This is a genomic window from Candidatus Phyllobacterium onerii (assembly GCF_028331445.1).
Lineage (GTDB): Bacteria > Pseudomonadota > Alphaproteobacteria > Rhizobiales > Rhizobiaceae > Phyllobacterium > Phyllobacterium onerii.
In genome coordinates, this window is sequence record NZ_JAQMHX010000003.1 from 47,355 (window position 1) to 71,168 (window position 23,814).

Annotated in this window: 26 protein-coding genes; 7 read left to right on the forward strand and 19 right to left on the reverse strand. The window is 55.8% G+C overall.

The genetic code is table 11. From position 1 onward, the window contains the following. Positions 1–25 precede the first annotated feature (25 nt). Entirely contained in the window at positions 26–472 is a 447-nt protein-coding gene (locus PHA01_RS08280) for a DoxX family protein (protein WP_271894509.1), read from the forward strand. A gap of 49 nt (positions 473–521) precedes the next feature. Here the strand turns inward: PHA01_RS08280 and cobT are convergent, their stop codons facing one another. Continuing rightward, positions 522–1,541 carry a nicotinate-nucleotide--dimethylbenzimidazole phosphoribosyltransferase gene (cobT, locus tag PHA01_RS08285; RefSeq protein WP_271895042.1) on the reverse strand — a complete coding sequence of 340 codons (1,020 nt, stop codon included), beginning with the start codon at positions 1,539–1,541 and terminating at the stop codon, positions 522–524. A gap of 124 nt (positions 1,542–1,665) precedes the next feature. Between cobT and cobS the strand changes: the two genes are divergently transcribed. The 3 genes from cobS to PHA01_RS08300 are packed head-to-tail and all read left to right on the forward strand — an operon-like array spanning position 1,666 to position 3,399. Beyond that, positions 1,666–2,439, forward strand: a complete 774-nt coding sequence (gene cobS, locus PHA01_RS08290) for an adenosylcobinamide-GDP ribazoletransferase (RefSeq protein WP_271894511.1) — start codon at positions 1,666–1,668, stop codon at positions 2,437–2,439. Between the two features lie 18 nt (positions 2,440–2,457). After that, the gene (locus PHA01_RS08295) at positions 2,458–2,688 is read left to right on the forward strand and encodes a DUF1289 domain-containing protein (RefSeq protein ID WP_271894512.1); all 231 of its coding nucleotides are present in this window, start codon (positions 2,458–2,460) and stop codon (positions 2,686–2,688) included. Between the two features lie 6 nt (positions 2,689–2,694). Further along, positions 2,695–3,399 carry a TIGR02281 family clan AA aspartic protease gene (locus PHA01_RS08300; protein ID WP_271894513.1) on the forward strand — a complete coding sequence of 235 codons (705 nt, stop codon included), beginning with the start codon at positions 2,695–2,697 and terminating at the stop codon, positions 3,397–3,399. Positions 3,400–3,403: 4 nt separating this feature from the next. Here the strand turns inward: PHA01_RS08300 and dusA are convergent, their stop codons facing one another. Beyond that, positions 3,404–4,387: a tRNA dihydrouridine(20/20a) synthase DusA gene (gene dusA, locus PHA01_RS08305; RefSeq protein ID WP_271895044.1), complete on the reverse strand. Its 984-nt coding sequence runs from the start codon at positions 4,385–4,387 to the stop codon at positions 3,404–3,406. A 316-nt stretch (positions 4,388–4,703) separates the two neighbouring features. Between dusA and PHA01_RS08310 the strand changes: the two genes are divergently transcribed. Further along, a complete protein-coding gene (locus PHA01_RS08310; protein ID WP_271894514.1) occupies positions 4,704–5,798 on the forward strand; it encodes a porin in 1,095 nt (364 codons plus the stop codon). Positions 5,799–5,854: 56 nt separating this feature from the next. Here the strand turns inward: PHA01_RS08310 and phnN are convergent, their stop codons facing one another. From phnN to phnG, 13 genes are all read right to left on the reverse strand, one after another. Continuing rightward, positions 5,855–6,469, reverse strand: coding sequence for a phosphonate metabolism protein/1,5-bisphosphokinase (PRPP-forming) PhnN (gene phnN / locus PHA01_RS08315; RefSeq protein WP_271894515.1), 615 nt, complete (start codon positions 6,467–6,469; stop codon positions 5,855–5,857). 8 nt (positions 6,470–6,477) lie between these two features. Beyond that, entirely contained in the window at positions 6,478–7,617 is a 1,140-nt protein-coding gene (locus PHA01_RS08320; protein ID WP_271894516.1) for an alpha-D-ribose 1-methylphosphonate 5-triphosphate diphosphatase, read from the reverse strand. A gap of 1 nt (position 7,618) precedes the next feature. Further along, positions 7,619–8,326: a DUF1045 domain-containing protein gene (locus tag PHA01_RS08325; protein WP_271894517.1), complete on the reverse strand. Its 708-nt coding sequence runs from the start codon at positions 8,324–8,326 to the stop codon at positions 7,619–7,621. A gap of 81 nt (positions 8,327–8,407) precedes the next feature. Continuing rightward, entirely contained in the window at positions 8,408–9,748 is a 1,341-nt protein-coding gene (phnE, locus tag PHA01_RS08330; RefSeq protein ID WP_271894518.1) for a phosphonate ABC transporter, permease protein PhnE, read from the reverse strand. A 7-nt stretch (positions 9,749–9,755) separates the two neighbouring features. Then, positions 9,756–10,715 (reverse strand): phosphonate ABC transporter, permease protein PhnE, encoded by a 960-nt coding sequence (gene phnE / locus PHA01_RS08335; protein WP_271894519.1) that lies wholly within the window; start codon positions 10,713–10,715, stop codon positions 9,756–9,758. Positions 10,716–10,786: 71 nt separating this feature from the next. Continuing rightward, complete coding sequence (gene phnD, locus PHA01_RS08340; protein WP_376772113.1) at positions 10,787–11,698, reverse strand: phosphonate ABC transporter substrate-binding protein; 912 nt, start codon at positions 11,696–11,698, stop codon at positions 10,787–10,789. An 81-nt stretch (positions 11,699–11,779) separates the two neighbouring features. Next, entirely contained in the window at positions 11,780–12,613 is an 834-nt protein-coding gene (phnC, locus tag PHA01_RS08345) for a phosphonate ABC transporter ATP-binding protein (protein WP_271894520.1), read from the reverse strand. A 227-nt stretch (positions 12,614–12,840) separates the two neighbouring features. Further along, positions 12,841–13,551, reverse strand: a complete 711-nt coding sequence (phnL, locus tag PHA01_RS08350; RefSeq protein WP_271894521.1) for a phosphonate C-P lyase system protein PhnL — start codon at positions 13,549–13,551, stop codon at positions 12,841–12,843. Positions 13,552–13,560: 9 nt separating this feature from the next. Further along, a complete protein-coding gene (phnK, locus tag PHA01_RS08355) occupies positions 13,561–14,337 on the reverse strand; it encodes a phosphonate C-P lyase system protein PhnK (RefSeq protein WP_271894522.1) in 777 nt (258 codons plus the stop codon). Further along, entirely contained in the window at positions 14,334–15,248 is a 915-nt protein-coding gene (locus PHA01_RS08360; RefSeq protein ID WP_271894523.1) for an alpha-D-ribose 1-methylphosphonate 5-phosphate C-P-lyase PhnJ, read from the reverse strand. The genes phnK and PHA01_RS08360 overlap by 4 nt, the downstream gene beginning before the upstream one ends. Positions 15,249–15,504: 256 nt before the next feature. Then, complete coding sequence (locus tag PHA01_RS08365; RefSeq protein WP_271894525.1) at positions 15,505–16,611, reverse strand: carbon-phosphorus lyase complex subunit; 1,107 nt, start codon at positions 16,609–16,611, stop codon at positions 15,505–15,507. A 3-nt stretch (positions 16,612–16,614) separates the two neighbouring features. Beyond that, a complete protein-coding gene (gene phnH / locus PHA01_RS08370; RefSeq protein WP_271894526.1) occupies positions 16,615–17,226 on the reverse strand; it encodes a phosphonate C-P lyase system protein PhnH in 612 nt (203 codons plus the stop codon). Beyond that, positions 17,226–17,708, reverse strand: a complete 483-nt coding sequence (gene phnG / locus PHA01_RS08375; RefSeq protein WP_271894527.1) for a phosphonate C-P lyase system protein PhnG — start codon at positions 17,706–17,708, stop codon at positions 17,226–17,228. Before phnG ends, phnH begins: the two co-directional genes overlap by 1 nt. A gap of 90 nt (positions 17,709–17,798) precedes the next feature. Here phnG and phnF point away from each other — a divergent pair, with 90 nt between their 5' ends. After that, complete coding sequence (phnF, locus tag PHA01_RS08380) at positions 17,799–18,545, forward strand: phosphonate metabolism transcriptional regulator PhnF (RefSeq protein ID WP_271894528.1); 747 nt, start codon at positions 17,799–17,801, stop codon at positions 18,543–18,545. Position 18,546: 1 nt separating this feature from the next. Here the strand turns inward: phnF and PHA01_RS08385 are convergent, their stop codons facing one another. Next, positions 18,547–19,161, reverse strand: coding sequence for a pyridoxamine 5'-phosphate oxidase family protein (locus tag PHA01_RS08385; RefSeq protein ID WP_271894529.1), 615 nt, complete (start codon positions 19,159–19,161; stop codon positions 18,547–18,549). Positions 19,162–19,295: 134 nt separating this feature from the next. Between PHA01_RS08385 and PHA01_RS08390 the strand changes: the two genes are divergently transcribed. Then, the gene (locus PHA01_RS08390) at positions 19,296–20,213 is read left to right on the forward strand and encodes a sugar kinase (protein ID WP_271894530.1); all 918 of its coding nucleotides are present in this window, start codon (positions 19,296–19,298) and stop codon (positions 20,211–20,213) included. A 13-nt stretch (positions 20,214–20,226) separates the two neighbouring features. Here the strand turns inward: PHA01_RS08390 and PHA01_RS08395 are convergent, their stop codons facing one another. The 3 genes from PHA01_RS08395 to PHA01_RS08405 form a co-directional block, all read right to left on the reverse strand. Next, complete coding sequence (locus tag PHA01_RS08395) at positions 20,227–21,252, reverse strand: aldose epimerase family protein (protein ID WP_271894531.1); 1,026 nt, start codon at positions 21,250–21,252, stop codon at positions 20,227–20,229. 1 nt (position 21,253) lies between these two features. Next, positions 21,254–22,711, reverse strand: a complete 1,458-nt coding sequence (locus PHA01_RS08400) for an NAD-dependent succinate-semialdehyde dehydrogenase (protein ID WP_271895046.1) — start codon at positions 22,709–22,711, stop codon at positions 21,254–21,256. Between the two features lie 145 nt (positions 22,712–22,856). Beyond that, the gene (locus PHA01_RS08405) at positions 22,857–23,813 is read right to left on the reverse strand and encodes an AEC family transporter (RefSeq protein WP_271894532.1); all 957 of its coding nucleotides are present in this window, start codon (positions 23,811–23,813) and stop codon (positions 22,857–22,859) included. Between the last annotated feature and the right edge of the window lies 1 nt (position 23,814).

Consider the following 23,814-nt stretch of genomic DNA (forward strand, 5'->3'; position numbering starts at 1 on the left):
GCAACAATGAACGGAACATTTCTCAATGAATTCAACCGGCAATAACCGTCCTTTGATCATCCCCGCTCTTGGTGGCATCTATGCCGCTCTCGGTGATATCTCCGAAACGATCCTGCGGGTGGTGGCTGGTGCTGCACTCGTCGTGCACGGGTCGGGCAAGATCGTCAATCCGATGGGCTCGGTGGAAATGGTTGAAGGCCTCGGCTTCTATCCGGGCGTGTTCTGGTCGCCGCTTCTCGCCGCCACCGAGTTCTTTGGTGGCATTTTACTTACTATTGGTCTACTTACGCGCCCTGCAGCGTTCGCGACGGCGATCGTGCTTGCAGTCACGATATACTTCCACGGTTTTGTGCAGGGGCAGGGCTGGAGCGGTTCAGAAAAATCTATCCTGTGGACGGCAATCCTCTTTTTCTTCGTCATTCGTGGGGCGAGCAACCACTCCCTTGATGCCAGGATTGGCAAGGAGTTTTGAACTGCTACCATTTGAAAAAGGGGCCTGCTTTTGCAGGCCCTTTTCTTATTCAATCCCGATTGCTGACGCCGGCCTGATCGAACGTCGCCATACCGCTGTGGCAGAGTACCGCTGCCTTGACGATGCCCGCTGCAAGTGCCGCGCCGGTACCCTCGCCGAGCCGCATTCCCAGGTCGAGCAATGGCTTTTTCCCAAGCTTCTCCAAAACCTTGCGATGGCCTGGCTCCGCTGAGACATGGCCGAACAGGCAGTGATCGATCGCTTCCGGATTCGCAGCGTGCAAGATCGCTGCAGCCGCGGTGGCCACATAGCCATCGATGATAACCGGGATTTTCTCAACACGCGTGGCAAGAATGGCACCAGCCATTGCAGCGATTTCACGCCCACCCAGGCGGCGCAGCACTTCGAGTGGATCTTTCAAATGCGAAGCGTGGAGTGCAACTGCTGTGCGCACAGCATCGGCCTTGCGCCTCATTCCCTCATTGTTGGCGCCGGTGCCTGGACCAACCCATTCCTCCGCAGTACCGCCATAGAGGCCGTGGAATATCGCCGCGGCAATCGTCGTATTGCCGATGCCCATCTCGCCGATGCAAAGAAGGTCAGTACCACCAGCTATCGATTCCATACCGAACGCCATGGTCGCCGCGCAGGTCTTTTCGTCCATGGCCGCTTCTTCGGTGATATCAGCAGTCGGATACTCAAGCGCCAGGTCAAAGATTTTCAGGCCGAGGTCGTTGGCGATGCAGATCTGGTTGATCGCGGCGCCGCCCGCAGCAAAATTTTCGACCATCTGCGCCGTGACGGAGGAGGGATAGGGCGAAACACCCTTGGCGGTAACGCCGTGATTGCCTGCAAAGACCGCGACAAGCGGCCGGGTGATCTGCGGGCGCGAACGCCCTGTCCATGCGGCAAGCCATTCGACAATCTCTTCCAAACGCCCAAGTGCACCCGGCGGCTTGGTCAACGTCGCATCGCGCTTGCGCACGGCGGCAACTGCGGCCTCGTCAGGTCCAGGCAATGTCTCGATGAGAGTACGAAAATCGTCAAACGGCAGGCCAGTGGTCATGATATCCCTTGCGATCAACTCTTCATGGCAAATTAGCAAACACCGTCCTATAAGCGCTGGGAGAGAAAACGCAAAGGTCAACCCGCGGCGCAGAGTGTCGCGACCTCGGTGAGTCAGGGGCTGCGGCATGGATTTGGTCAATGACACGATGCGGGCGCTGGCCTTTCTCTCGCGACTGCCCGTCCCGCAGCGCTGGTTCGAAGGCTATGACAGTTCGCTAAGTAGTACTGTACGCGGCTTTCCCGTGGCAGGTATGCTTGTCGCCTTGCCCGCTTCGCTCATCCTGCTGATCACGCATGCACTGGATCTTCCCGAAATCGTCTCGGCGTTATTGATTGTCGTCGCATTGATCATCACCACCGGTGCATTGCATGAGGACGGGCTTGCTGATGTAGCTGACGGCTTCTACGGCGGGACGTCGATTGACCGACGGCTGGAGATTATGAAGGATTCGGCGGCGGGTTCTTACGGTGTACTTGCACTGATTGTCTCTGTCTTCTTGCGGACAGCGTTGCTTGCCACGATACTCGACGAGGTCGGCGTAATCCATGCGATAGCTGTCATCATAGGGACAGAAGCCGCCAGCCGCTCAGTCATGGCGAAACTCTGGCAGAGCCTGCCATCCGCACGCGTGGGTGGCGTCGCCGACCAAGCGGGAGCTCCAACTGCCGAAGCAGCCAATTTTGCTCTGATCCTTGGCGCTGTCGTTCTTGCAATCAGCTATGGCGCTGCTGGCGGGCCACTAGCAATCGTCATCGCGGTATGTTTGACGGCGCCCGTCTTTATCGGTTTTTCCGCACTTTGCCGCGAAAAGATCGGCGGACAGACGGGTGATACATTGGGGGCTATGCAGCAACTCGCGACAATTTCACTGCTGCTCGGTCTTGTCATTGCACTTTAGCCGTACCAAAACGTTGAAATGAGCATCATCGAGTCACCCTGCATCCTGGTCTGCGCCATTGATATGAAGACCGGCTTTTGCTTCGGTTGCGGGCGCACGCGCGAAGAAATAGGTGCATGGTCAATTATGTCGCCTGAGACTCGCCGCGGCGTCATGGCGGGCCTACCGGAGCGGCTAGAGACAGTTGAGCGGCGCCCGCGCCGCGAAACGAGACGCAGCCGTATGGCGCGCGAAAAGCAAGAAGGTTAGTCGAAGATGGGCCGCTTGTTCTGGATCATCATTGCTTTGATCGGCGCAACCTTGCTGCTATTGATGGCGAACAATGACAGCGGTTCGACCCTGGGCATCGCCAACGATGATTTCGCCCGTTTCGCTTACATGGGCATCTGGGGTGTCGTGCTTGGTTCGGCCCTGCTCGGCTCGGGAATTCCACTCAGTCACTTTCTACGCAGCATGGCAATCTGGGTCGTCATTTTCCTCGCGATCGTCGCCGGCTATCAATACCGCTACGAGTTGCAAGACGTTGGCCACCGGATAACTGCAGGACTAATCCCTGGAAGCCCTATTTCCAATCGCGATGGCGAAGGAACCATCACTGTGACGCTGGCCAAAGCAGATACTGGTCATTTCGAGGTTCGTGGCGACGTAAATGGTGCGACGGTACCATTCATCATCGATACCGGCGCCTCGTCGATCGTGCTCTCGGCTGAAGATGCTCGCCGCGCCGGTCTCAATCCGGACAAGCTCTCCTACAAAACGCCAATCATGACCGCCAATGGAATGGCGACTGCAGCTAGCGTCACATTGGACAGCATCAGGATAGGTGCCATCGAACGCCGTAACATTCGTGCGATGGTGACTGCAGATGGGAAAATGGCAGGCAGCCTGCTCGGCATGAATTTCCTCAATACACTCAGCGGCTTTTCCGTACGCGGCGACCGGCTCGTCCTCTCCGACTAGGTGTTCAGGCCGCTTCTGCCGTCGAGACGGTCTCGATCTCCGCATACGCCAGCCGGATCACAGCACTGGTTGCATCTGTTTGATTTGCTTCCGTCGACAGTATTTGGCGCCAGCGCCGTGCTCCGGCCGCTCCATGGAACAGGCCTACCAGATGCCGTGTGATGTGCGACAATCGACCGCCACGGGCGATATGGGCATCCGCATAGTCGCAAATGTGGTCTATGATCGCGTCGATTGAAGGCGCCGCGCTTTCGCTGCCGTATATGCTTCTATCGACGTCGAGCAACAGCATCGGGTTGTTGTAAATCGCGCGTCCAAGCATGACACCGTCAACATGATTCAAATGGTCAAGCGCTTCATCGAGCGTCTGAATGCCGCCATTGATCCCTATGAATTGACTCGGATTTTGCTGTTTCAGACGATAGACGCGTTCATAATCCAACGGTGGAATATCGCGGTTTTCCTTGGGCGACAAACCCTTCAGCCAAGCCTTGCGGGCATGCACCCACAACGCATCTGCACCAGCATGGAAAACACCGCTCGCGAGTTCATCAAGGGCCGTTTCCGTATCTTGATCGTCGACACCGATCCGGCACTTGACCGTCACCGGAATTGCGACTGCCTGCTTCATCGCCTCGACGCTTGAGGCAACGATGTGCGGCGTTTTCATCAGGCAAGCGCCGAATGTGCCTGATTGAACGCGATCAGATGGGCATCCGACATTGAGATTGATTTCCTGATAGCCCATGGCTTCGCCGATACGCGCTGCTTCAGCCAGCTTGATGGGGTCGGACCCACCAAGTTGCAGCGCAACGGGATGTTCAGCTTCGGCAAACCCAAGAATGCGCTCGCGATTGCCGTGAATCGCAGCATCAGCAACAACCATCTCCGTATAGAGCAAGGCATGACGCGTGAATTGTCGGTGGAAGGTCCGACAATGCCGGTCCGTCCAATCGATCATAGGAGCGACTGCAAATCTGTTGCGCATGTAGTTTTCATTTATATCGACTTGGTCAGTCACTATGGAAACGTCCGTTTGTGTACTCTCGGGCATATAATGTACCAGGCGCTGCTTACCAACATCTGATGGTCCTCATAGAACGCAAAGCGGCGATTGTCCAACCCGCCAGCTATCTCTACGCTTCAGTGAAACCCCGCCGTTTTCGGATCTCGTTGTAAAATCGCAACAACGATTTCAGAACCCGCAGTTCGATAGTGGTTAGATTTTGCGCGTGTCAGCGAACAGGAATATGCATCGGTTGGGGACATGAGCTTGTGACTATCTTTTTAACCGGAGATTGGAAATGAACATCAAAAGCTTCCTCCTCGGCTCGGCTGCTGTCCTCGTAGTGGCATCCAGCGCCCATGCTGCAGACGCGGTTGTCGTGGCAGAGCCAGAGCCTGTTGAATACGTAAGGGTATGTGACGCTTACGGCGCCGGCTTCTTCTACATCCCAGGAACTGAAACCTGCCTTAAGATCGGCGGTTATTTGCGTTACGATGCAGCCGCTGGTGACGATGTCTATACCGGTGGCCATGTAGGCGGCGAGAACGACACCTGGAGCAAGAGCACTCGTGCTGAGCTTCGATTCGACGCGCGCTCTGAAACCGAACTCGGCACATTGCGCTCCTACATCGACGGCCGCTTCCAGTACACCAATGGCGAGGACGATGGTGGTACCCTTCATCAGGCCTATATTGAACTCGGCGGCTTCCAGATCGGTGTCAACGACGCAATCTTCGGTTCATGGGTCGGCTATGCAGGTGATATCGTCAATGACGACGTGATCCAGTATGGCAGCGATAGTTTCTCCAGTAACGAGATCAGCTATACCTACAAGGCAGGCAATGGTTTCTCCGCTATCATCGCCGCCGAACAGGGCTCGGTGGAAGCGGACTACGATTACACTATCGACGACTACATGCCCCACATTCTTGCAGGCGCCAAATTTGAACAGGGCTGGGGAACGATCTCCGGTATTGTTGGCTACGACTCGGTGCAGGAGGCCATTGGCGTCAAGGCGCGTCTGGATGTGAAATTCACCGATACGATCTCAGCCTGGGTAATGGGCGCTTATCAATCCGATTATGACCCGGATTCATTCGTGACCAATACCAACAAGAACTGGTATGGCTTGTGGGAAGGCGATTGGGCGGCTTGGGGCGGTTTCGCCGCCAAGGTTTCCGACAAGGCGACGATCAATGGCCAGGCTGCCTACGAATCCGAAGGCACGTACGCTCTCGCCCTTAACGTGGCTTACGAACTTGTTCCAGGTTTCACGATCACGCCTGAAATTAACTACACCAAGTTCGACGGCGCCCGTCAGGATGAGGCCCTTCTTGAAGGCGGCAGCGATGACGCGTTCGGCGGCATCATCCGCTTCCAGCGCAATTTCTAGAAATTGAATAGCTGGAGATCCGGAGGCGGCGCCTCCGGATTTGTCCCCAAATTGGGTTAAATCTGTTCCGAAATAGCAGCAAACGCCGCAGACTTCTTCAGGACGGCAACAAATTCGTTGCCAGCGTCTGAAACCGCTCCGGAATTATCGATCATAATTGCATCCGCCGGATCGCATGGATTGGGCGCGGCCCGCATCAAACGGCGCTGGATTTCAGCAGCATCTTCGCGTCCGCGTGAAGCTAACCTCTTTGCCAGAACCTCATGCGACGCAGTGATGTGCACCACGATGAAATTGACGTAGGCTGCACGTAACGCGGGCAATACACCGCGCGAGACATTTGCGATCGCGACTGCCCCGCGCTCGATCTCGTCGTCAACAGATTTCGGCAAGCCGTAATGCAGGCCGTGCGCCTCCCAGAAATGCGAGAATTCCCCTGCCCGCTTTGCTGTCAGGAACTGCTCTTCGCTCAGAGTGTCATGGTCTTCCGCATCGATCGACGACGGGCGTGTCACGATACGGCGAACAAAATGGTAGCCTGGCTGTTCGTTAAGTTCAGCGCGAGCGAAATCAATGATCGTGTCTTTCCCCGCCCCGCTGGGCCCGACAACGGCAACAAAGGCACCGTTGCGCAGCGGTGCGGATGCGGGATTGAGCGCGCGCTCGATCATTCCTGCCATCATACGACCCGGCGACCTTCCCGCCAGACGGTGCGCACCACTGGAATGTGTTCATCGACACGAACCCGCACGAGATCGGCGCGCTTACCGAGTTCGATGACGCCACGATCGTCAAATCCTACGGCGTTTGCCGGGTTCTTCGTCACGAGACGCACCGCATCCGGTAGCGTGATGCCGTCAACCGTTTCCCCAAGAAAAAAGGTCGATTGGATCAGGCTGAACGGAATGTAGTCGGACGATAGAATATCAAGGTGGCCGTGTTCAACCAGTTCGCGGGCCGACACATTTCCAGAATGCGAACCGCCACGCACCACATTCGGCGCGCCCATCAGCACTGAAAGTCCGGCCTGCTTTGATGCAGCGGCAGCTTCGAGCGTCGTTGGAAACTCCGCCACATGAATACCCTGCTCTACCGCTTCGTCCACATGGGCGCGGGTCGCATCATCATGGCTGGCAAGGACAATTCCGCGCTCACGGCAAAGTTCAGCGATGGCCTTGCGCTGTGGTCCGGAATTCTTCGCCGATTCCGCCATACGTTTCTCACAAAATGCGTTGAATTCCTTGTCCGAAAGTTTCAGCTTGCGCTGGTAATAGTATGCATAGGTTTCCAGGCTGACGAACTGCCGCTGACCCGGCGCATGATCCATCAACGAGGCCAGCCGGACACGGCTGTCATTTTCGAAGTGGGCAAAGCCTTCAAGGCAATCAGATGCCGATACCTCACAGCGCAAGTGGATATAGTGATCGGCTCGCAACCGGCCCTGCTCCACACTATCTTCAATTGCATCGGCAAGCTTGCGGCTTTCATCTGCGGACATGTCCGCATCTTCATCGAGTCCGACCCGCAGGGCATCGAAAACTGTGGTGATGCCCGATGCAGCGATTTGCGCATCATGTGCGAGCACTGCCGCGATCGGATTCCAGCGCACCCGCGGACGTGGCATGTAGTGCCCCTCGAGGTGATCCGTATGCAGTTCGATCAGTCCGGGAATAAGGTAATCACCTTCAAAATCATCACCGCGAGAGACCGAACCTTCCGAGATATCGGCGATCTTGCCATCTCTGATCACAACCGTCCCGGAGATGACCTCCTCTTCAAGGACGATTTTCGCATTGCTCAAGATCAATTCGGCAGACATTTTAGGCGGTCTTTCTTCTGTTGGTTCCTGCAAGTGGATGCAGCGAGTGTATCTCGAAGGGGAAACCGGGCTCGGCTTCGGTAAAAAGCGCGAGATTATTTATCTCAACAGGCTCTTCCAGAACCGGTTCAAGGAATTCGCTCAAAATCCGTTCTATTTTAGGGCGGTCGCGCTCCGGTATTATATCGGTAAGCGTCATGTGGAAGCGAAAATCCTCAAAAACATAGGGATAACCCCATTGTTCGAGATTTCGCCGCTGCGACACTGTCATTCTGTCTGGACTACGCCGTTTGATTTCCTCTTCAGTTGGAGGCGCACGGAAGCGGTCAAGCGCGACGACGACATCGTTCGCCAGTTGGTTGAGAGGCGCCACCGGCTCTTCCGGAACCAGTGCAAAAAATCCGTCAAGGTTGGCGATCTGTAGTTTCGGAATCTCTACTGGATCCATGGAGGAGGCAAAATGCATGAGCGCCGACAAAAGCTCTTTTTCCTCAAAGCCCTCGGCAAGATGGAACGGAGCTTTTAAAGTACCATGGAAGCCATAGCGACGTGCCGATGACGTCAACAGCGTGAAATCCTCATGCGCCAGGTCGCGGATCTGCGGCGGCCTCACCGGTTGACCGGTAAAGGCATTTCGTCCAAGCCAGTTCGCCGCGACTTTCAGAAGCGGGTCACTTGATGGCGGCGTGAAGTAGATCGCATAGCGCATATTGATTCCTCCGGAACACTCTCGCGTTACGCTCCGATTATGACAAGCCTTTGAATGCTGTCATATTAATAGGCTCTGCCTCTAATGCTGCGGCTTGCCGATCAGCCGCGAACGCAGCGCATTGGAGATGCTGTCAAAGATAAACACGACCAACAGGATCAAGAGGACCATATAAGCAACATTTTCCCAGTTCTTGTTGGTGCGCATCGCTTCCCAGAGCTTGAGACCGATACCGCCAGCCCCGACCGCACCGATGATAGTCGCGCCGCGAATATTTGATTCCCATTGATAAAGCGTCTGGCTGATCATGACCGGCACGACCTGCGGCATGACACCGTAGCGCTGGACGAGTACATGGTTTGCACCGGTCGACTGCACACCTTCCCGCGGCTTGTCGTCGATGTTTTCAAGCCCTTCAGAGTATATTTTGCCGAGTGTCCCGGTCTCAGTCAGGAAGATCGCGGCACTACCCGCAAGTGGACCCGGTCCAAATGCACGGGTAAAGAACAAGGCCCAGATCAGCATGTCGACCGAGCGCAGAAAATCGAAGAAACGCTTGAACGATTGATTGACGAAGCGGCTTGATGTGATGTTGCGGGCAGCAAGAAATGCCAAGGGAAAGCTGACAACTGCACCCAAAATTGTTCCAAGGAACGCCATGATGATGGTCTGCAGTAGTTTGACCCAGACATCCCCGTGCTGCCATTCGCCATTGTTAAGGAAGTTATCGATGGCCAGCGACAGGTTTGATCTTCCAGGCTCGATCTGGGCGCCGGTCGTGACGAGGCTCATCACCTCACCGATCGATTTTCCAAAAAAGGGTGATTGCGGATCGAAGATGAAATTGGCCCAGCCAAGGAAACGTTTGCGGATCTTGACGCGGTCAGCCTCGACACGGACTTCTCCTGCAAAGCCCATATCCGCGACGACATCTTCATCATAGACGCTGACCCAGGGTCGTATGTTTCCCGAGACGGTAGGCTTTCCGCCCGATAGTTCCACTCGCACGGATTCGCCATGTGCCGTCAGCGTTGCTTCGGTGTCGCTGAAAGTGACCGCCCGGCTCGGCCCACGAATTTCGACGGTCACGGTTCGATCGCTGTTTTGCTTGACCCAATCAGGCTTTGGGTCATTGCCCAATGGCGAAAATCGCGGATACTTCGGGGTGATCGTGTCGCCTTCGAGCCGAAATTCAGCCTGTACGTCGTAGCTGACCCATTGGCTCAGATAAATCCCGACGCGCTCCCAATGGCCTTCCGATATGGCCTTGGGGATCTCGAAAAACCAGACTGCGTAGATACCGTAGAGGAATAGGCTGATAACCATCAGCAAAGGCGCGAAGCGCTTGAAAAAGGAGCGCTGGAAGACCTCAGGATAGCGCTCCTGGATTGATTCTGCCTGGCTTGCATCGATAAAGGTCATGGCATCCTCAATGCTTCAGAAGGAAGGCGTTTTCGCCAACCAGCCGGCGTCGCAGCCAAGCGGAAAACTGATCGACGGCAAAAATGGTGACGAAGAGCAGCAACACGAGCGCCAAAGTCTTGGCGCCGAAACCGCGTGAGATTGAAAGCTTCAATTCTTCACCTATGCCGCCTCCACCAACCGCGCCAATGATGGTCGAGGCGCGAATATTGATTTCAAGCCGCAACAGCGCATAGGACATGAAGTTTGGTAGTACTTGTGGCAAGGCAGCAAAACGGACGCGTTCCATCCAGCTGGCGCCTACAGATCGCATGCCCTCGTCCGAGCGCATATCGACATTCTCGATAACCTCGTAAAACAGCTTCCCGAGCGCACCGATGCAATGCAGGCTAATTGCGATTATCGCCGCGATCGGTCCGATTGAAAGAATAGCCGAAAACAGCCCTGCGATGACAATCTCCGGAAAAGCCCGGAGAAATTCCATGAACCGTTTGACCGCGATGCGCAGTGGATTGGACGGGGTAAGATTGCGCGCAGCCATGAAGCTAAGTGGGACTGCAAAGATAAATCCGATAATAGTCGAGACCAGTGCAACGTTGAACGTGATGATCATCAACTCGAAGTATTCGGGAATATAGAAATCGCCCCAGATATAGACCCGGCCCTGATCGAAGTTGAACTCCTGGCCGCCCTTGTCATTGGGGCTTGCGATATCGAACAGCGCCCGCCATACATCGCCCCAATCCTTGGGCACGAGCCAGCTGAGAAAATCGAAGAGGTGGGGAAGTCGATCGAAAAAATGTCCTGCGTTGCTTTCGTCGGCAAAACGAACGGAACCTACGAACCCGATGAACAATATGAGGAAGCCAAGGCCCGTATACATACGCCGGCGCGCGACGACCTTGCGCCACGACTCTGCTATGTCGTGCGAACTTTGCAGTTGCGGTTGAGGGTCGGCAAACGTCATGAGTTGATCCGCATGGAGCGCACAAGAAAAAGGGTGGCCGTTACCAGCCACCCCGTGATTGATCGCAAGCGTCAGCCACCGATCGCGTTTTTACGGATGTCGATGACCGCATTGTAGAATTCGGGCTTCACTGGCTGGTAGCCCTTGAAATCACCGCCCTCTACAGCCTCGAAGCATTTCTTGTCGGTTGTTGGCAATTTCATGAAGAAATCGGCAAGCTTGGCGTGCCATTCGTCACCAATACCATTGCGAACAACCAGCGGGCCGTTCGGGATAAGAGGCGAACGCCATACTTCGACCAGCAAGCTGGGATCAACCGCACCCTTGTCAACTTCCTTGCGGAACGTGCCGGAAGTGTAGCCATCCTTGAAATCGCCGAGGCCGGAAGAATCGTCTACCGCAACGTCGACCTTGCCGTCATAAGCAGCAAGAAGATTGTTCTCGTGACCGCCATTGAACTGGGTCTTGGCGAAGAACTTGTCATTCGGCATGCCAGTGGTCTTGGGGATCTGGGTCAATGGAACGAGATAGCCGGAAGTTGAATCCGGATCGGCATAACCGAGGGTCTTGCCCTTGGCATCGGCAATCGTCTTGATACCGGAGTCCTTACGGGCGAGACCGATGGAATAATAACCGGTCGAACCGTCTGTCTGCTGCGTAGTGAGAATCGGCGTAACTGCCTTGGGATCCTTGATATAGACTGCGGCATAGCCGGAAGCGCCAAGTTCGGCGAAATCAAGTGTACCGCCGAGCAGACCCTGGATCACGCCGTCGTAGTCAGCAGCGGGAAACAGCGAAACCTTTTCAAAGCCAAAAGTCTCTTTGAGGTGGTCGGCAAGGCAACCGAAGTTCCGCAAGCGGTCGGTTTCGTTCTCGCCGCCGAGGATGCCGATGCGGAATTCCTTGAGGTCTTCAGCGCGGGCCATTGTGCCGGTTAGCATTGCGCTGAGCGCGATTGCGCCTAGAAGGGCTTTTTTGAACAACATGGTTCTCTCCTGTCAAACGTCCAATGAGTGATCGGTTTCGTATGGGCCCGTAACGTGGGCAAGACGATCTTTTTACGCTCAACGCGCGGCCAGAATGGCCTCCAACTCCGGGATTGGCTTCCGTGAACCGCGTACGATACTCGTCGATGTAATTGCTTCTGAAAACGCATCCTTGAGGCCATCCGCACCGTAAATGCGGCGGGCGGCCAGTTCAGTCAGATCATCCGGACCACCATCGAAAACGATCTTGCCGCCCTGCATGCCTATGATCCGGCTGCAAAAATGCCGGGCGGTATCAAGTGTGTGCAGATTGGTGATAACGGTCAGGCCTTCCTTCTCATTGATATCGCGCAACGACTCCATGACGACCTGCGCATTGCGCGGGTCGAGCGAAGCGATAGGCTCATCGGCAAGAATGACTTTCGGATTCTGCATCAACGCGCGAGCTATGGCGACACGCTGCTGCTGCCCTCCGGAGAGTGTGCCTGCGCGTTGCAGGGCGGTCTTGGCAATATCGAGCCGATCGAGAGCAGCGACCGCCATGGCGCGCTCATCGTTGGAGAAGATGCCGAGAAGACTTTTGATCGTCGAACGATGGTTCAGACGGCCAAGAAGCACATTGGTAAGAACATCGAGACGCGGCACAAGGTTGAACTGCTGGAAGATCATCGCGCAATCACGCTGCCAATTGCGCAGGTGCGAACCGTGCAGCTTGGCGACATCGACGCCCTCGAACAGGATCGAGCCTTCGGAAGGATCGATAAGCCGATTGATCATACGCAGCAACGTCGACTTGCCTGCGCCCGATCGGCCAATAATGCCCACCATCTGGCCCTGCGGAATTTCAACATTGACGTTGTCGATGGCGATGTTACTGCCAAAGCGCCGCGTCACGTTTTCAATCTTCAGCATTCGTCAATCCCTTTTGGCCGCTGCTTCGTCCTAGAGGGATTGTGTGAACCTGCGATGGCAGTTTCATTTCAGTTGCGTGACAACTTCGGATTGCTTTCTCAGCCTATGTGTTATCCACCGAAAACCCAGCTGGAAGGTGCAAAAGAGAACAGGAGCGGCACACAAATTTGCGTGATCCGCTCCCGAAAAACCGATGATCTAGAATTGAATAAAGCCCAAAGATGGACTTATGCCGCTACGCCATTCGCGACAGAAAACGCCGTGACATCGATGATCCTGTCGGCTACAGCTTCCCGCACATCCTGGTCGTGGAAGATGCCAAGCATCGCCACACCCGTGTCCTTCTTCTGCTGGATCATAGAGACCACCACATCGCGGTTCTTGGCATCAAGCGACGCCGTTGGTTCGTCGAGAAGCAGGATCGGATGATCTGTAATGAAGCCGCGAGCAATATTGACGCGCTGCTGTTCGCCGCCCGAAAATGTCGCCGGTGGCAGCGACCACAGCCGTTCAGGCAAATTGAGTCCGGCAAGCAATGATCCGGCCTTGTCGCGTGCGTCTGTACGATCAACACCGCGTGCAATCAGCGGTTCCGCGACAACGTCCAACGCCGAAACGCGCGGTACCGTACGCAGGAATTGGCTGACATAACCGATCATGTCGCGCCTGATGCCGAGCATCGTGCGCGGATCGGCGGCCGCAACGTCAACAAGCCGGTCGCGGTAAGGCACGATGATCTGACCGCGATCGACGGCATAATTGCCGTAGACCATTTTCAGGATCGAGCTCTTGCCCGCTCCTGAGGGACCGCCGAGAACGGCGCACTCACCCGCTTTAATCGAGAAGGAGACGTTCGCTACGACGGGCAGACGAATACCATCGCGCAAGTGCATGGTGAAATTCTTGGCGACGTCGGAAACAACGAGAGGAGTTGGCATGATTGTCTCCTAGACCTGCAGGATGGAGGAAACGAGAAGCTGGGTGTAAGGCGCCTGAGGATCATCAAGAACGCGATCCGTAAGACCGGTCTCGACAATGTGACCATCCTTCATCACCATCATCCGGTGCGAGAGCAAACGCGCCACCGCAAGATCATGCGTCACGACAATGGCTGCCAGACCAAGATCGCTAACGAGACCACGGAGCAGATCGAGAAGTCTTGCCTGGACCGACACATCGAGACCACCTGTCGGCTCATCCATAAAGACGAGCCGCGGATTGGTGACGAGATTTCGTGCGATCTGGAGGCGCTGGCGCATACCTCCAGAAAAAGCGCGCGGCTGATCATCGATACGGTCGGCGGCAATCTCGACACGGCCAAGCCAATCAGTAGCAGTCGCGCGGATCTTGCCATAGTGGCGGTCGCCAACAGCCATCAGCCGTTCGCCGACATTAGCTCCGGCGGAGACAGTCATGCGCAATCCATCCGCTGGATTCTGATGGACGAAGCCCCAATCCGTACGCATCAGAAAGCGCCGCTCCGCCTCGCTCATGCGGTAGAGGTCGCGGAATTGGCCATCACGCATCCGGTATTCGACCGAACCCGTGGAGGGTGCAAGCCGCGTTGCCAGACAGTCCAGCAGTGTTGTCTTGCCTGAACCGGATTCGCCAACGACCGCAAGAACCTCGCCTGGCCACAGCTCGAAGGCCACGTTTTGGCAGCCGATCCGGCTTCCGTAGAATTTCGAAAGCGCTTTGACTTTCAGGAGTGGGATATCGCTCATTCTGCTGCCTCCGCAGGATTGACTGCTGCCTGTGCAGGATTGGCCGAGAGATGGCCGCGATGGCCCTCCGCCTGCCGATCCTCACAAAAATCGGTATCCGAGCAGACAAACATGCTGCCGCCTTTGTCATCAAGAATGACTTCGTCGAGATAACTGCCTTTGGCTCCGCATAGAGCGCAGGGCTCCGAGAATGTCTGAATCTCGAATGGGTGATCCTCAAAATCGAGGCTGACAACTTCCGTGTAGGGCGGGATGGCATAGATACGTTTCTCACGCCCAGCGCCAAATAGTTGCAATGCTGGGGATTGATGCATCTTTGGGTTGTCGAATTTTGGTGTGGGCGATGGATCCATCACATAACGACCTTCGACCTTCACGGGATAGGCATATGTCGTGGCGATGCGACCGTGACGAGCGATGTCTTCATAGAGCTTCACATGCATCAGTCCATATTCTTCAAGCGCATGCATCTTTCGTGTCTCGGTCTCGCGCGGCTCTAGAAAACGCAGCGGTTCCGGGATCGGCACCTGATAGACGAGCGTTTGCCCAGCCTGCAGCGCAGTTTCGGGAATGCGGTGGCGCGTCTGGATGATCGTCGCCTCCGTCGTTTTTGTAGTTACCTGGACATTCGAAACCTTCTGGAAGAAGGCGCGGATCGACACGGCATTGGTCGTATCGTCGGCGCCCTGGTCGATCACTTTCAATGTATCGTTCGGGCCAATCACCGCAGCTGTCACCTGAACACCGCCCGTACCCCAACCATAGGGCATCGGCATTTCGCGCGAAGCGAACGGCACCTGATAACCGGGAATGGCAATTGCCTTGAGGATGGCGCGGCGGATCATCCGTTTCGTCTGTTCGTCGAGATAGGCGAAATTATATGTCGCAAGCTGAGAGTGAGATTCGATCATATTGCACCGTTCTGCCGGAGGGAATTTGGTTCAAGGTCGAGGGATTTGGCGAGGCCGATGCCTTCCCATCGGACGATGCCGAAGCCCGAAGGATTTGAGCAAAATTCACCCGGCCTTATCGGTTTCCGGCTGGCGGCCAACCACGTTGTCAGGCAGCTTCGTCCGATGGAAAGGCATCGGCCTCGCCACCTTCCTAGTGGATTGTCTAGCCATCCGTGAAACAGAACTGGTGCAACATGGTCGAACCTCACTCTCGTCATTCTGCTGCCTCTTTGGTTTCGCTGTTTTCGCTCTCGCGGCGTTCATGCTCTCCACGCATGCGGCGCACGAGGTCAAGCTCTGCCTGGAAGTCGACATAGTGCGGAAGTTTCAGATGCTCGACGAAGCCGGTGGACTGCACATTGTCACTGTGGGAAATGACGAATTCCTCGTCCTGCGCTGCAGCCGTGATGTCCTCGCCGAGTTCCCTTGCCCGCAACGCGCGGTCACACAGCGCCATCGACATGGATTTGCGCTCACTTTGGCCGAATACGAGGCCATAACCCCGGGTAAATTGCGGGGGCTGTTTGGATGAGCCCTTGAATTGATTTATCATCTGGCACTCGGTGACGCGAATGCGGCCCAGCGTCAGAGGAAAATCAAGCTCGGCGACTTCCAATTCGATTTCGACTTCGCCGATACGGATTTCGCCAGCAAAAGGATGGCTGCGCCCGTAGCCTCGCTGTGTCGAATAGGCGAGACCGAGAAGGAACCCTTCATCACCCCGAGCCAGCGCCTGCAAACGCAAATCGCGCTCCAGCGGGAACGACAACGGCTCGCGTGTAAGATCCCCTGTCTCGAGACCCTCGGGCATATCACCATCGGCTTCAATCATACCGTCATGGCCGAGAATATCGGTGACGCGTGGCGTATGCTCCGGTGCTTCCACCCGATGATCAGGCGTCTCCACCACGCCATCCTCGGCGAGTTCGGGATCGAGCAGACGATGCGTATAGTCGAATGTCGGACCGAGTAACTGTCCGCCTGGCAAATCCTTGAAAGTTGCAGATATGCGTCGTTCGATCGCCATCTGCGAGGTCTCCACCGGCTTGGTATAACCAAAGCGCGGCAATGTGGTGCGGTAGGCGCGAACCAGAAAGATCGCCTCGATCACATCGCCCCGCGCCTGCTTTACTGCCAGTGCCGCGAGTTCGGTGTCGTAGAGCGACCCTTCGGCCATGACGCGGTCGACTGCCAATGCAAGCTGTTCTACGATCTGGTCAAGGCCAATCGCCGGCAGCGAACGATCGCCTCGGCGGCGGTCGGCAAGCAGTTTATGCGCATTGCGGATGGCGGCTTCACCGCCCTTGACAGCAACATACATGGCTCACGCCTCCTTCTTTGAAATGCGCGTCGTGCGCGGCAACGCAGCGAGTGCGCCTTTGCCAGCGAAGACAAGATCGATACCGCGCGGAAATGCTCCGCGATTGGCGGCCCATTGATCTACGAACATTTTTGGCAACTGGCTTGGCGCAAAGCCTTGCGTGCCCTTGATGCCTGGGCCGCTCAGCGTCAGTTCTTCTGGCCCGTTAAAACCATCTATCTGGAGAATGATTGTTGTTGAGCGATCCGGATATTCCGAAGTTCCTTTGGCAAAGGATTCTAACGATGGCATCGTCTCAAGGTCGCCGATCAACGCGAATTGTGCGTCCGATGGATTTGACGTCAGTTCAAGTCCGGTATGAAACTTCAGCCAGCCAATGGCAGCCGCCGAGCTGGTAATCGACTTGTCGCACCAGACCGTCGCGTCATGATCGAACAGAGTAGCCGCAACTGACGCTGCAACCGAAGAAATCGGCGACGGAGCAGCCGCCAGATTGCCGATCTCAATTGCCCGGCCAGGGCTGGCCATAGCGTCCATCAGTGCCCGAAAGACCTTTTGCGAATTGAACACGGCGTCACTGAAGCCGCCCTCATACACCTGCGTCACTGCGCGCATCAATTGTCACCTCGCAACATTGTGAAGAAATCGACCTTGGTCGCAGCCGTTTCGGCACGTCTGTCTTCGAGATTGTCGTTGAGGCGCTGCGCAATGGGGGCGAGGATCGTGTCCTCAACCGTCTGGCGATAGGCCGGTTCCTGCCAAAGCGCATCGAAGATCGCCGCGAGTCGGACTTTCTCACTCGATCGTCCAAGGGCGTAAGCGTGACCAACCGCACCATTACCGAGCCGCACAGTTGCACGCGTGACTGTTGCTTCGCCGAGATTGAAAGGAGCGCCGCCACCACCAATGCGTCCCCGCATCATCACGAGGCCGGTTTCCGGCCCACGCAAGGTCTCGACCTGCGGCTTGTCCGCCCAATGTGCCCAGAAATCCTTCATCTCCTGCACAGTTGCCTGTGCCAGCAAGGCCATGGCAGCCTTGCGCCCGAAATCAGCTTCGCCAGCATTCGTAGTGGCGCTTGAATCTTCGTTGCCCATTGACACCTCGCTGAAATTTGTATAGTCATCTATACAACTAGACAATACATATGTTTATAGATCAGGTCAATGACAGGAGCATGACAGAACGTGACATCGGCACGATTCATCACACGCAACAGTGGCGTCGCAATCTGGCGTCAGATCGCGGATCAGATCAGGGGTGATATCTCGGCGGGAAAACTGGCAAATGGCACGCGCATGCCGCCTGAGATAGAAATGGCGACGCGTTTTGCGGTCAACCGCCACACGATCCGCAGTGCTATAGCCGCGCTCACCAAGGAGGGCGTCCTGCGAGCCGAACAAGGACGCGGCACCTTTGTCGCCAACAGCAGGAAGCTCACCTACCGCATCGGCGAGCGCACGCGCTTTTCGCAGATCCTTTCCACACAGGTACGCGAAACCAAGGGCATATTGCTTGCCCACCGCCTTGAAGAAGCACCCGCCGATGTTGCCGAGGCGCTAGATATGCCATCGGGGCAAGTGATCAGGATAGACACGATGCACACGGCAGACGGCAATCCGGTTTCGTGCGCCACGGCCTGGTTTGATGCGGCGCGCGTACCCAATGTGGCAGAAGACTATCGCTCATCCGGCTCAATAACATTTGCTCTCAAAGCGGCGGGAATAGACGACTACCTGCGCAAATCGACACTCATCGCGGCGCGTCACGCCGAAGCAGAGGAGTTGCGCCATTTGAAACTCTCCCCCGGAGCAATTGTTCTCGTTGCAACGGCCATCAACGTCGATACCGAAGGCCATCCAATTCAATATTCAAAAACCCGCTTTGCCGCGGACCGCTTGGAAATTGCTATCGATAACAACAACTCCGCATAACCTACCACATTGTCTTGGCGGCACGCTCCGGCCATTCGCGATCATAGGTTTCTCCCCCTACCCGATCTTCGCTGAGCACCGCCAGTATCTGCCCCGGAGTGGGAAACTCTTTTGCCGAGCGGTGCCTTGCCGGGTTCCATAGTTCGGAGCGAATTAATGCACGAGCGCACTGAAAATAGGCCTCCTCCACTTCGACAACAGTGACGGAACGCGGCGCCTTGCCATCGACAACAAAGCTGTCAAGCAGCGCCTGATCCGTTTCGACAAATGCACGCCCGTTGACGCGAAACGTTGTCGTCAGCCCGGGAATAAGGAAGAGCAAAGCCACGCGCGGGTCTCGAACTATATTGCGGAGCGAGTCAACGCGGTTGTTGCCGCGGCGATCTGGCATCATCAAGGTCGATTCGTCATGAATCCTTACAAAACCCGCGAGATCACCGCGTGGTGAACAATCAAGACCTTCAGGACCACTTGTTGCGAGCGCCACAAAAGGTGAACCCTCGATCAACTTGCGGTATTCCGGCGTAATCCGAGCGGCAACTTTGGCTGTGGATGCTTCAGTTATGCCGCCACCGTAGATGGCTTCGAGCTGATCGATTGTCGTGATCCGCGACATTGAATTCTCCTTCAAGACGTGTTCGCCGACTAACACGGCATGACGAACTGATTATGACAGTTCTCGTTTTTATGAAATGACAACGGCAATGCACTTGTATATCAGTCGCTGCGACCGGAACAGCGGAGGATTTTATGAGTGGATTTGCAGCCATTGGCGAGTGCATGATCGAATTGTCCGGCGCCAATGGCGATCAGTGGCGCATGGGTTTTGCGGGAGACACCCTCAACACTACCTGGTATGTTCGGGCTCTCACCGATACAGATTTTGCTGTCGATTATGTCACCGCCTTCGGCGATGATCCTTTCTCGGTGAAACAGCGCAGATTCCTCCGCGATAATGCTATCAATACCGCCCATAGCCCGACCATCGTCGGCGCTCGTCCCGGAATTTATGCCATCACGCTAACCGGTAGCGAGCGCTCATTCACCTATTGGCGCAATGATGCCGCAGCGCGCCATTTGGCCGATGATCCTGACGCCTTGGCGAAAAGCCTTGATGGTCGGCAAGTCATCTACTTTTCCGGCATCACGATGGGTATTTTGAGCCCCAAAAGTCGCCAGAATGTCCTCAACGCCGTTAGTAATGCCCGCCGTCAAGGTTCGCTTGTCGTCTTCGATGCCAATTACCGCCCTCGCCTGTGGGAAAATGCCGACACCGCGCGGCAGGTTTTGAGCAATGCATTTCACGTCACCGATATCGCGTTACCAACATTTCCGGATGAGAACGCCCTATTCGGTGATACAACGCCTGCCGATACCGCTACACGCATCACTGGTTATGGTGTGCGCGAGATCGTCGTCAAAGATGGCACGGAGCCGGCGTTAGTCATTGCCGGCGGAACAACTACTGAAGTGCCGGCGGTTCGCGCCAACGCTGTCGATACGACAGGCGCTGGTGACAGCTTCAACGGCGGATACATTGCTTCGCGCCTCGCGGGTCTCGATCCACTTGTCGCCGCGATCAACGCACACAAGGTGGCTGCCCGCGTGGTCGAATTCCATGGCGCACTCGCCCCCATGGATGAAGCGAAGAAGGCATTCAAAGCCTAGAGCAAATTTTGCTCTAGGCTTGCGTTTTCTTGAAGCTGTATTTGGTCATCTGGCTGTAGACTTCGTCAGGACGCAATATCGCCTGTGGAAAATACGGGAAGTGAGTGGAGTCGGGCCAGGTCTGCGCTTCGAAGCAAAGGCCTGCATAGTTATCGTAGGTCTTGCCGGTCAGCCCGATGGGTGGTTTCCCGCCTAATGTATTCGCCGCGTAGAATTGCACGCCAGGCTCGGTCGTGGAAACATTCATCTCGACGCCGGAATGGGCACCTTTTACCGAAGCGACAAGGCACAATGGGCGGCGCTGGCTGGCAAGACAGAAATTATTGTCATAGACGACCTGCTTGCCGTCCGCTTCGCGCCGGACGGCTCGATAGTTACGGAAATCGTGCGCTGTCCCGGCAACTGGCATGACACGGCCATCGGGTAGGAGATCACTGTCCGTCGGCAGATAGGCTTGCGCATCGATCCTGACATGATGATCGAGCGCCTCGGTTGCGCCTCCGTCATCGAGATTGAAATAGCTGTGATGCGCAAGATTGCAGATCGTCGGCTTGTCCGTGACTGCATCCATGCGGATCACAAGAGTTCCCTTGGGCTCCAGCATATAAGTACACGTGATTGTCAGATTTCCAGGAAAACCCATCTCGCCGTCACCAAGCTGGACCGTCAATGTGACGTAATCCGGACCAATAGCGACAACATCCCATATGCGTTTGCCAGCACCACGGCTCCCGCCATGGATATTATGCCTGCCATGAAAGTTTTTTTCGAGCTCGTAGGTCTTCCCGTCGATCACAAGCTCACCGTCGCGAATACGGTTGATACAACGGCCGATCGTTGCACCGAGGTAGGGAGAGTGTACGGGATAATCGGCAAAGTCGCGATACCCAAGGACAAGCGGATGCGCATGCCCCTTGAGGCGCAGGTCTTGGATAACTGCGCCCCACGTCAGTACGTCGGCGGTTAATCCACCACCCGAAATTGTAATGCGGTGAACTGCCTCGCCGTCCGGCGTGTGGCCGAAAACTTCCGTATTCATTCTACAACCCCAAGCCGCCAACGCAGACATATTTCGTGTCGAGATAGTCTTCGATACCCTGATGTCCGCCTTCTTTGCCGAGGCCGGATTCCTTCAAGCCGCCGAATGGGGCTTCCACCGTGGTAATCATGCCCTCGTTGACGCCAATCAGACCGTATTTCAGCCCTTCCGAAACGCGGAACACCCGCCCAAGATCCTGTGTGTAGAAGTAACTGGCGAGACCGAATTGCGTATCGTTCGCAAGGTCGACTGCTTCCTGCTCACTTTGAAACTTGTAGATCGGCGCCACCGGCCCAAAGATTTCCTCCTTGGTGAAGAGCATTTCCGGCGTAGCGTCCGCGATCACAGTGGGCTCGAAGAAACTGCCACCAAGCGCATGACGTTTTCCGCCCGTGATGACCTTGCCGCCCTTCTGCGTGGCATCTGCTATAAATTCCTCGACCTTGGCGACGGCCTTGTCATCGATCAATGGCCCCTGCTGCGTCCCTTCTTCCAGACCATTTCCGATCTTTAGTTTCTGGGTAGCGGCGGCAAACTTCTCGACGAATGTGTCATAGATGCCGGCCTGTACCAAAAAACGGTTGGTGCAGACGCAAGTCTGACCGGAATTGCGGAACTTCGCGATGATCGCTCCATCCACAGCCCGATCGACATCAGCATCGTCGAAAACGATGAACGGCGCGTTGCCGCCAAGCTCCATGGAGACTTTCTTGACCGTGTCCGCAGCTTGTTTGATCAGTATCTTGCCTATTTCCGTCGATCCGGTGAAGGTGATCTTGCGAACAAGCTCATTGCTCGTAATTTCTCCGCCGATTTCCGTCGCCGACCCCGTCAAAATGTTGACGACACCCTTCGGAATGCCAACCTCTTCACAAAGAGAGCCCCAGACCAGCCCTGAATAGGGAGTCTGCGTCGCAGGTTTGACCACCGCCGTGCAACCAGACGCCAGCGCCGGACCGATCTTGCGCGCGAGCATGGAGGAAGGGAAATTCCAGGGAGTTATTGCTGCAATGACCCCCACAGGCTCTTTCGTGACCAGAATTCTACGATCGGCCCAAGGGGAAGGAACAACATCGCCATACGTGCGGCGAGCTTCTTCTGCATACCAGAGGATATAAGCGGCGGACATGCCGATCTCACCTTTGGATTCTGCAAGGGATTTACCCTGTTCCAGTGTCAGCAATTCAGCGAGCGCATCTTGATTGTCCAAAATGGCGTCGTGCAGCTTGCGCATCAGTTTCGAGCGTTCCAGTACGGATGTCTTACGCCATGTCTTGAAGGCCTTTGCCGCGGCGTTGATGGCACGTTGTGTCTCGGCCTTGCCCGAATTTGGGACGGTACCGATCTTCAGGCCGGTAGCAGGGTTGATGACGTCGATTGTCTTGCCCGAATCTGCCGCCACCCACTCACCGTCTATGAGGTTTGCCTGCTTCATGAACTGGCTGGATTTCTGCAACATCATGTTTCTCCCTATGTTCGAAGGGTTATTGTTGTTCGTGAGTTCCGTGAAAAATAAACCCTGCACTGCGCATGGCAATGTCTGCCTTGGTCAAGGCGATATAACTACCCTGCTCCTTTTTGGCAAAAGCTGCAACGGGGTTCCGTCAACCAAATATCCGCGTGGCGACGGAAACCCAGAACGTCAGTGTCAGCGCTGAAAGAGCGGTCGCCATCACCATGGAATTGGAGGCGAGGGCCTGGCCCGTGCCAAAGCGTGTGGCAATCAAGTAAGAATTGACGCCAGCCGGAAGCGCGGCGGCAACCACTGCGATTTTCGCGGTAAATGGTGGTAGACCGATCAACCACGCGGCGCCAAGCACCACGGCAGGCATAAGGACAAGTTTGATGGCAGACATGAGCACCGCTGCTGCTATATTTCCAGAAACGCCGAACTTCTTCAGACCCATGCCCATGGCGAACAGCGCGACGGGTCCTGCCACTCCACTCAAGGTCTCGATCAACGCGTCGGCTGCGTCCGGCATTCGCAAACCCAGCAGGCGCCATATCCAGCCGGCGAGGATGCCCAGCACAAATGGGTTGCGCAGCAAGCTGTTGAAGAACGATCCGATCACTGCGACCCAATGACTCTCGCCCTTGAACACGCCGTCCCTCCTCATGGCCAATTCGTGCAGCGTGATCGAGGCGGCCATCATGACAGGCATATGGACGGCGACGATCAAAGACAGGATCGCAAAGCCATTCTGGCCGAAGACCCCGAGCATGAGCGGCATGCCAAGAAAAACGAGATTGGAAAATGCTCCAGAGACGCCGGCCACAACGCCAGCGCGGTTGTCTCGTCCAAAGAACAGCTTGATCGCCAGATCCGATGCCGCCCACGCGACTATCACACCAATAAAATAGGCGGTCCACAACGACCAAGGAGCTGTGCCATGGAAATCAGCAGTCACCATTGTCCTGAACAGGAGCAAAGGCGCGGCGATCACGAAGACAAAATCAGATAGACCGTCACCCACTCGCTCATCCAGCAGCTTGAAATGCGCTGCTGCATAGGCGATGGCAATCACACCAAAAACGACGATGATTGTTTGAATGAGACCCATC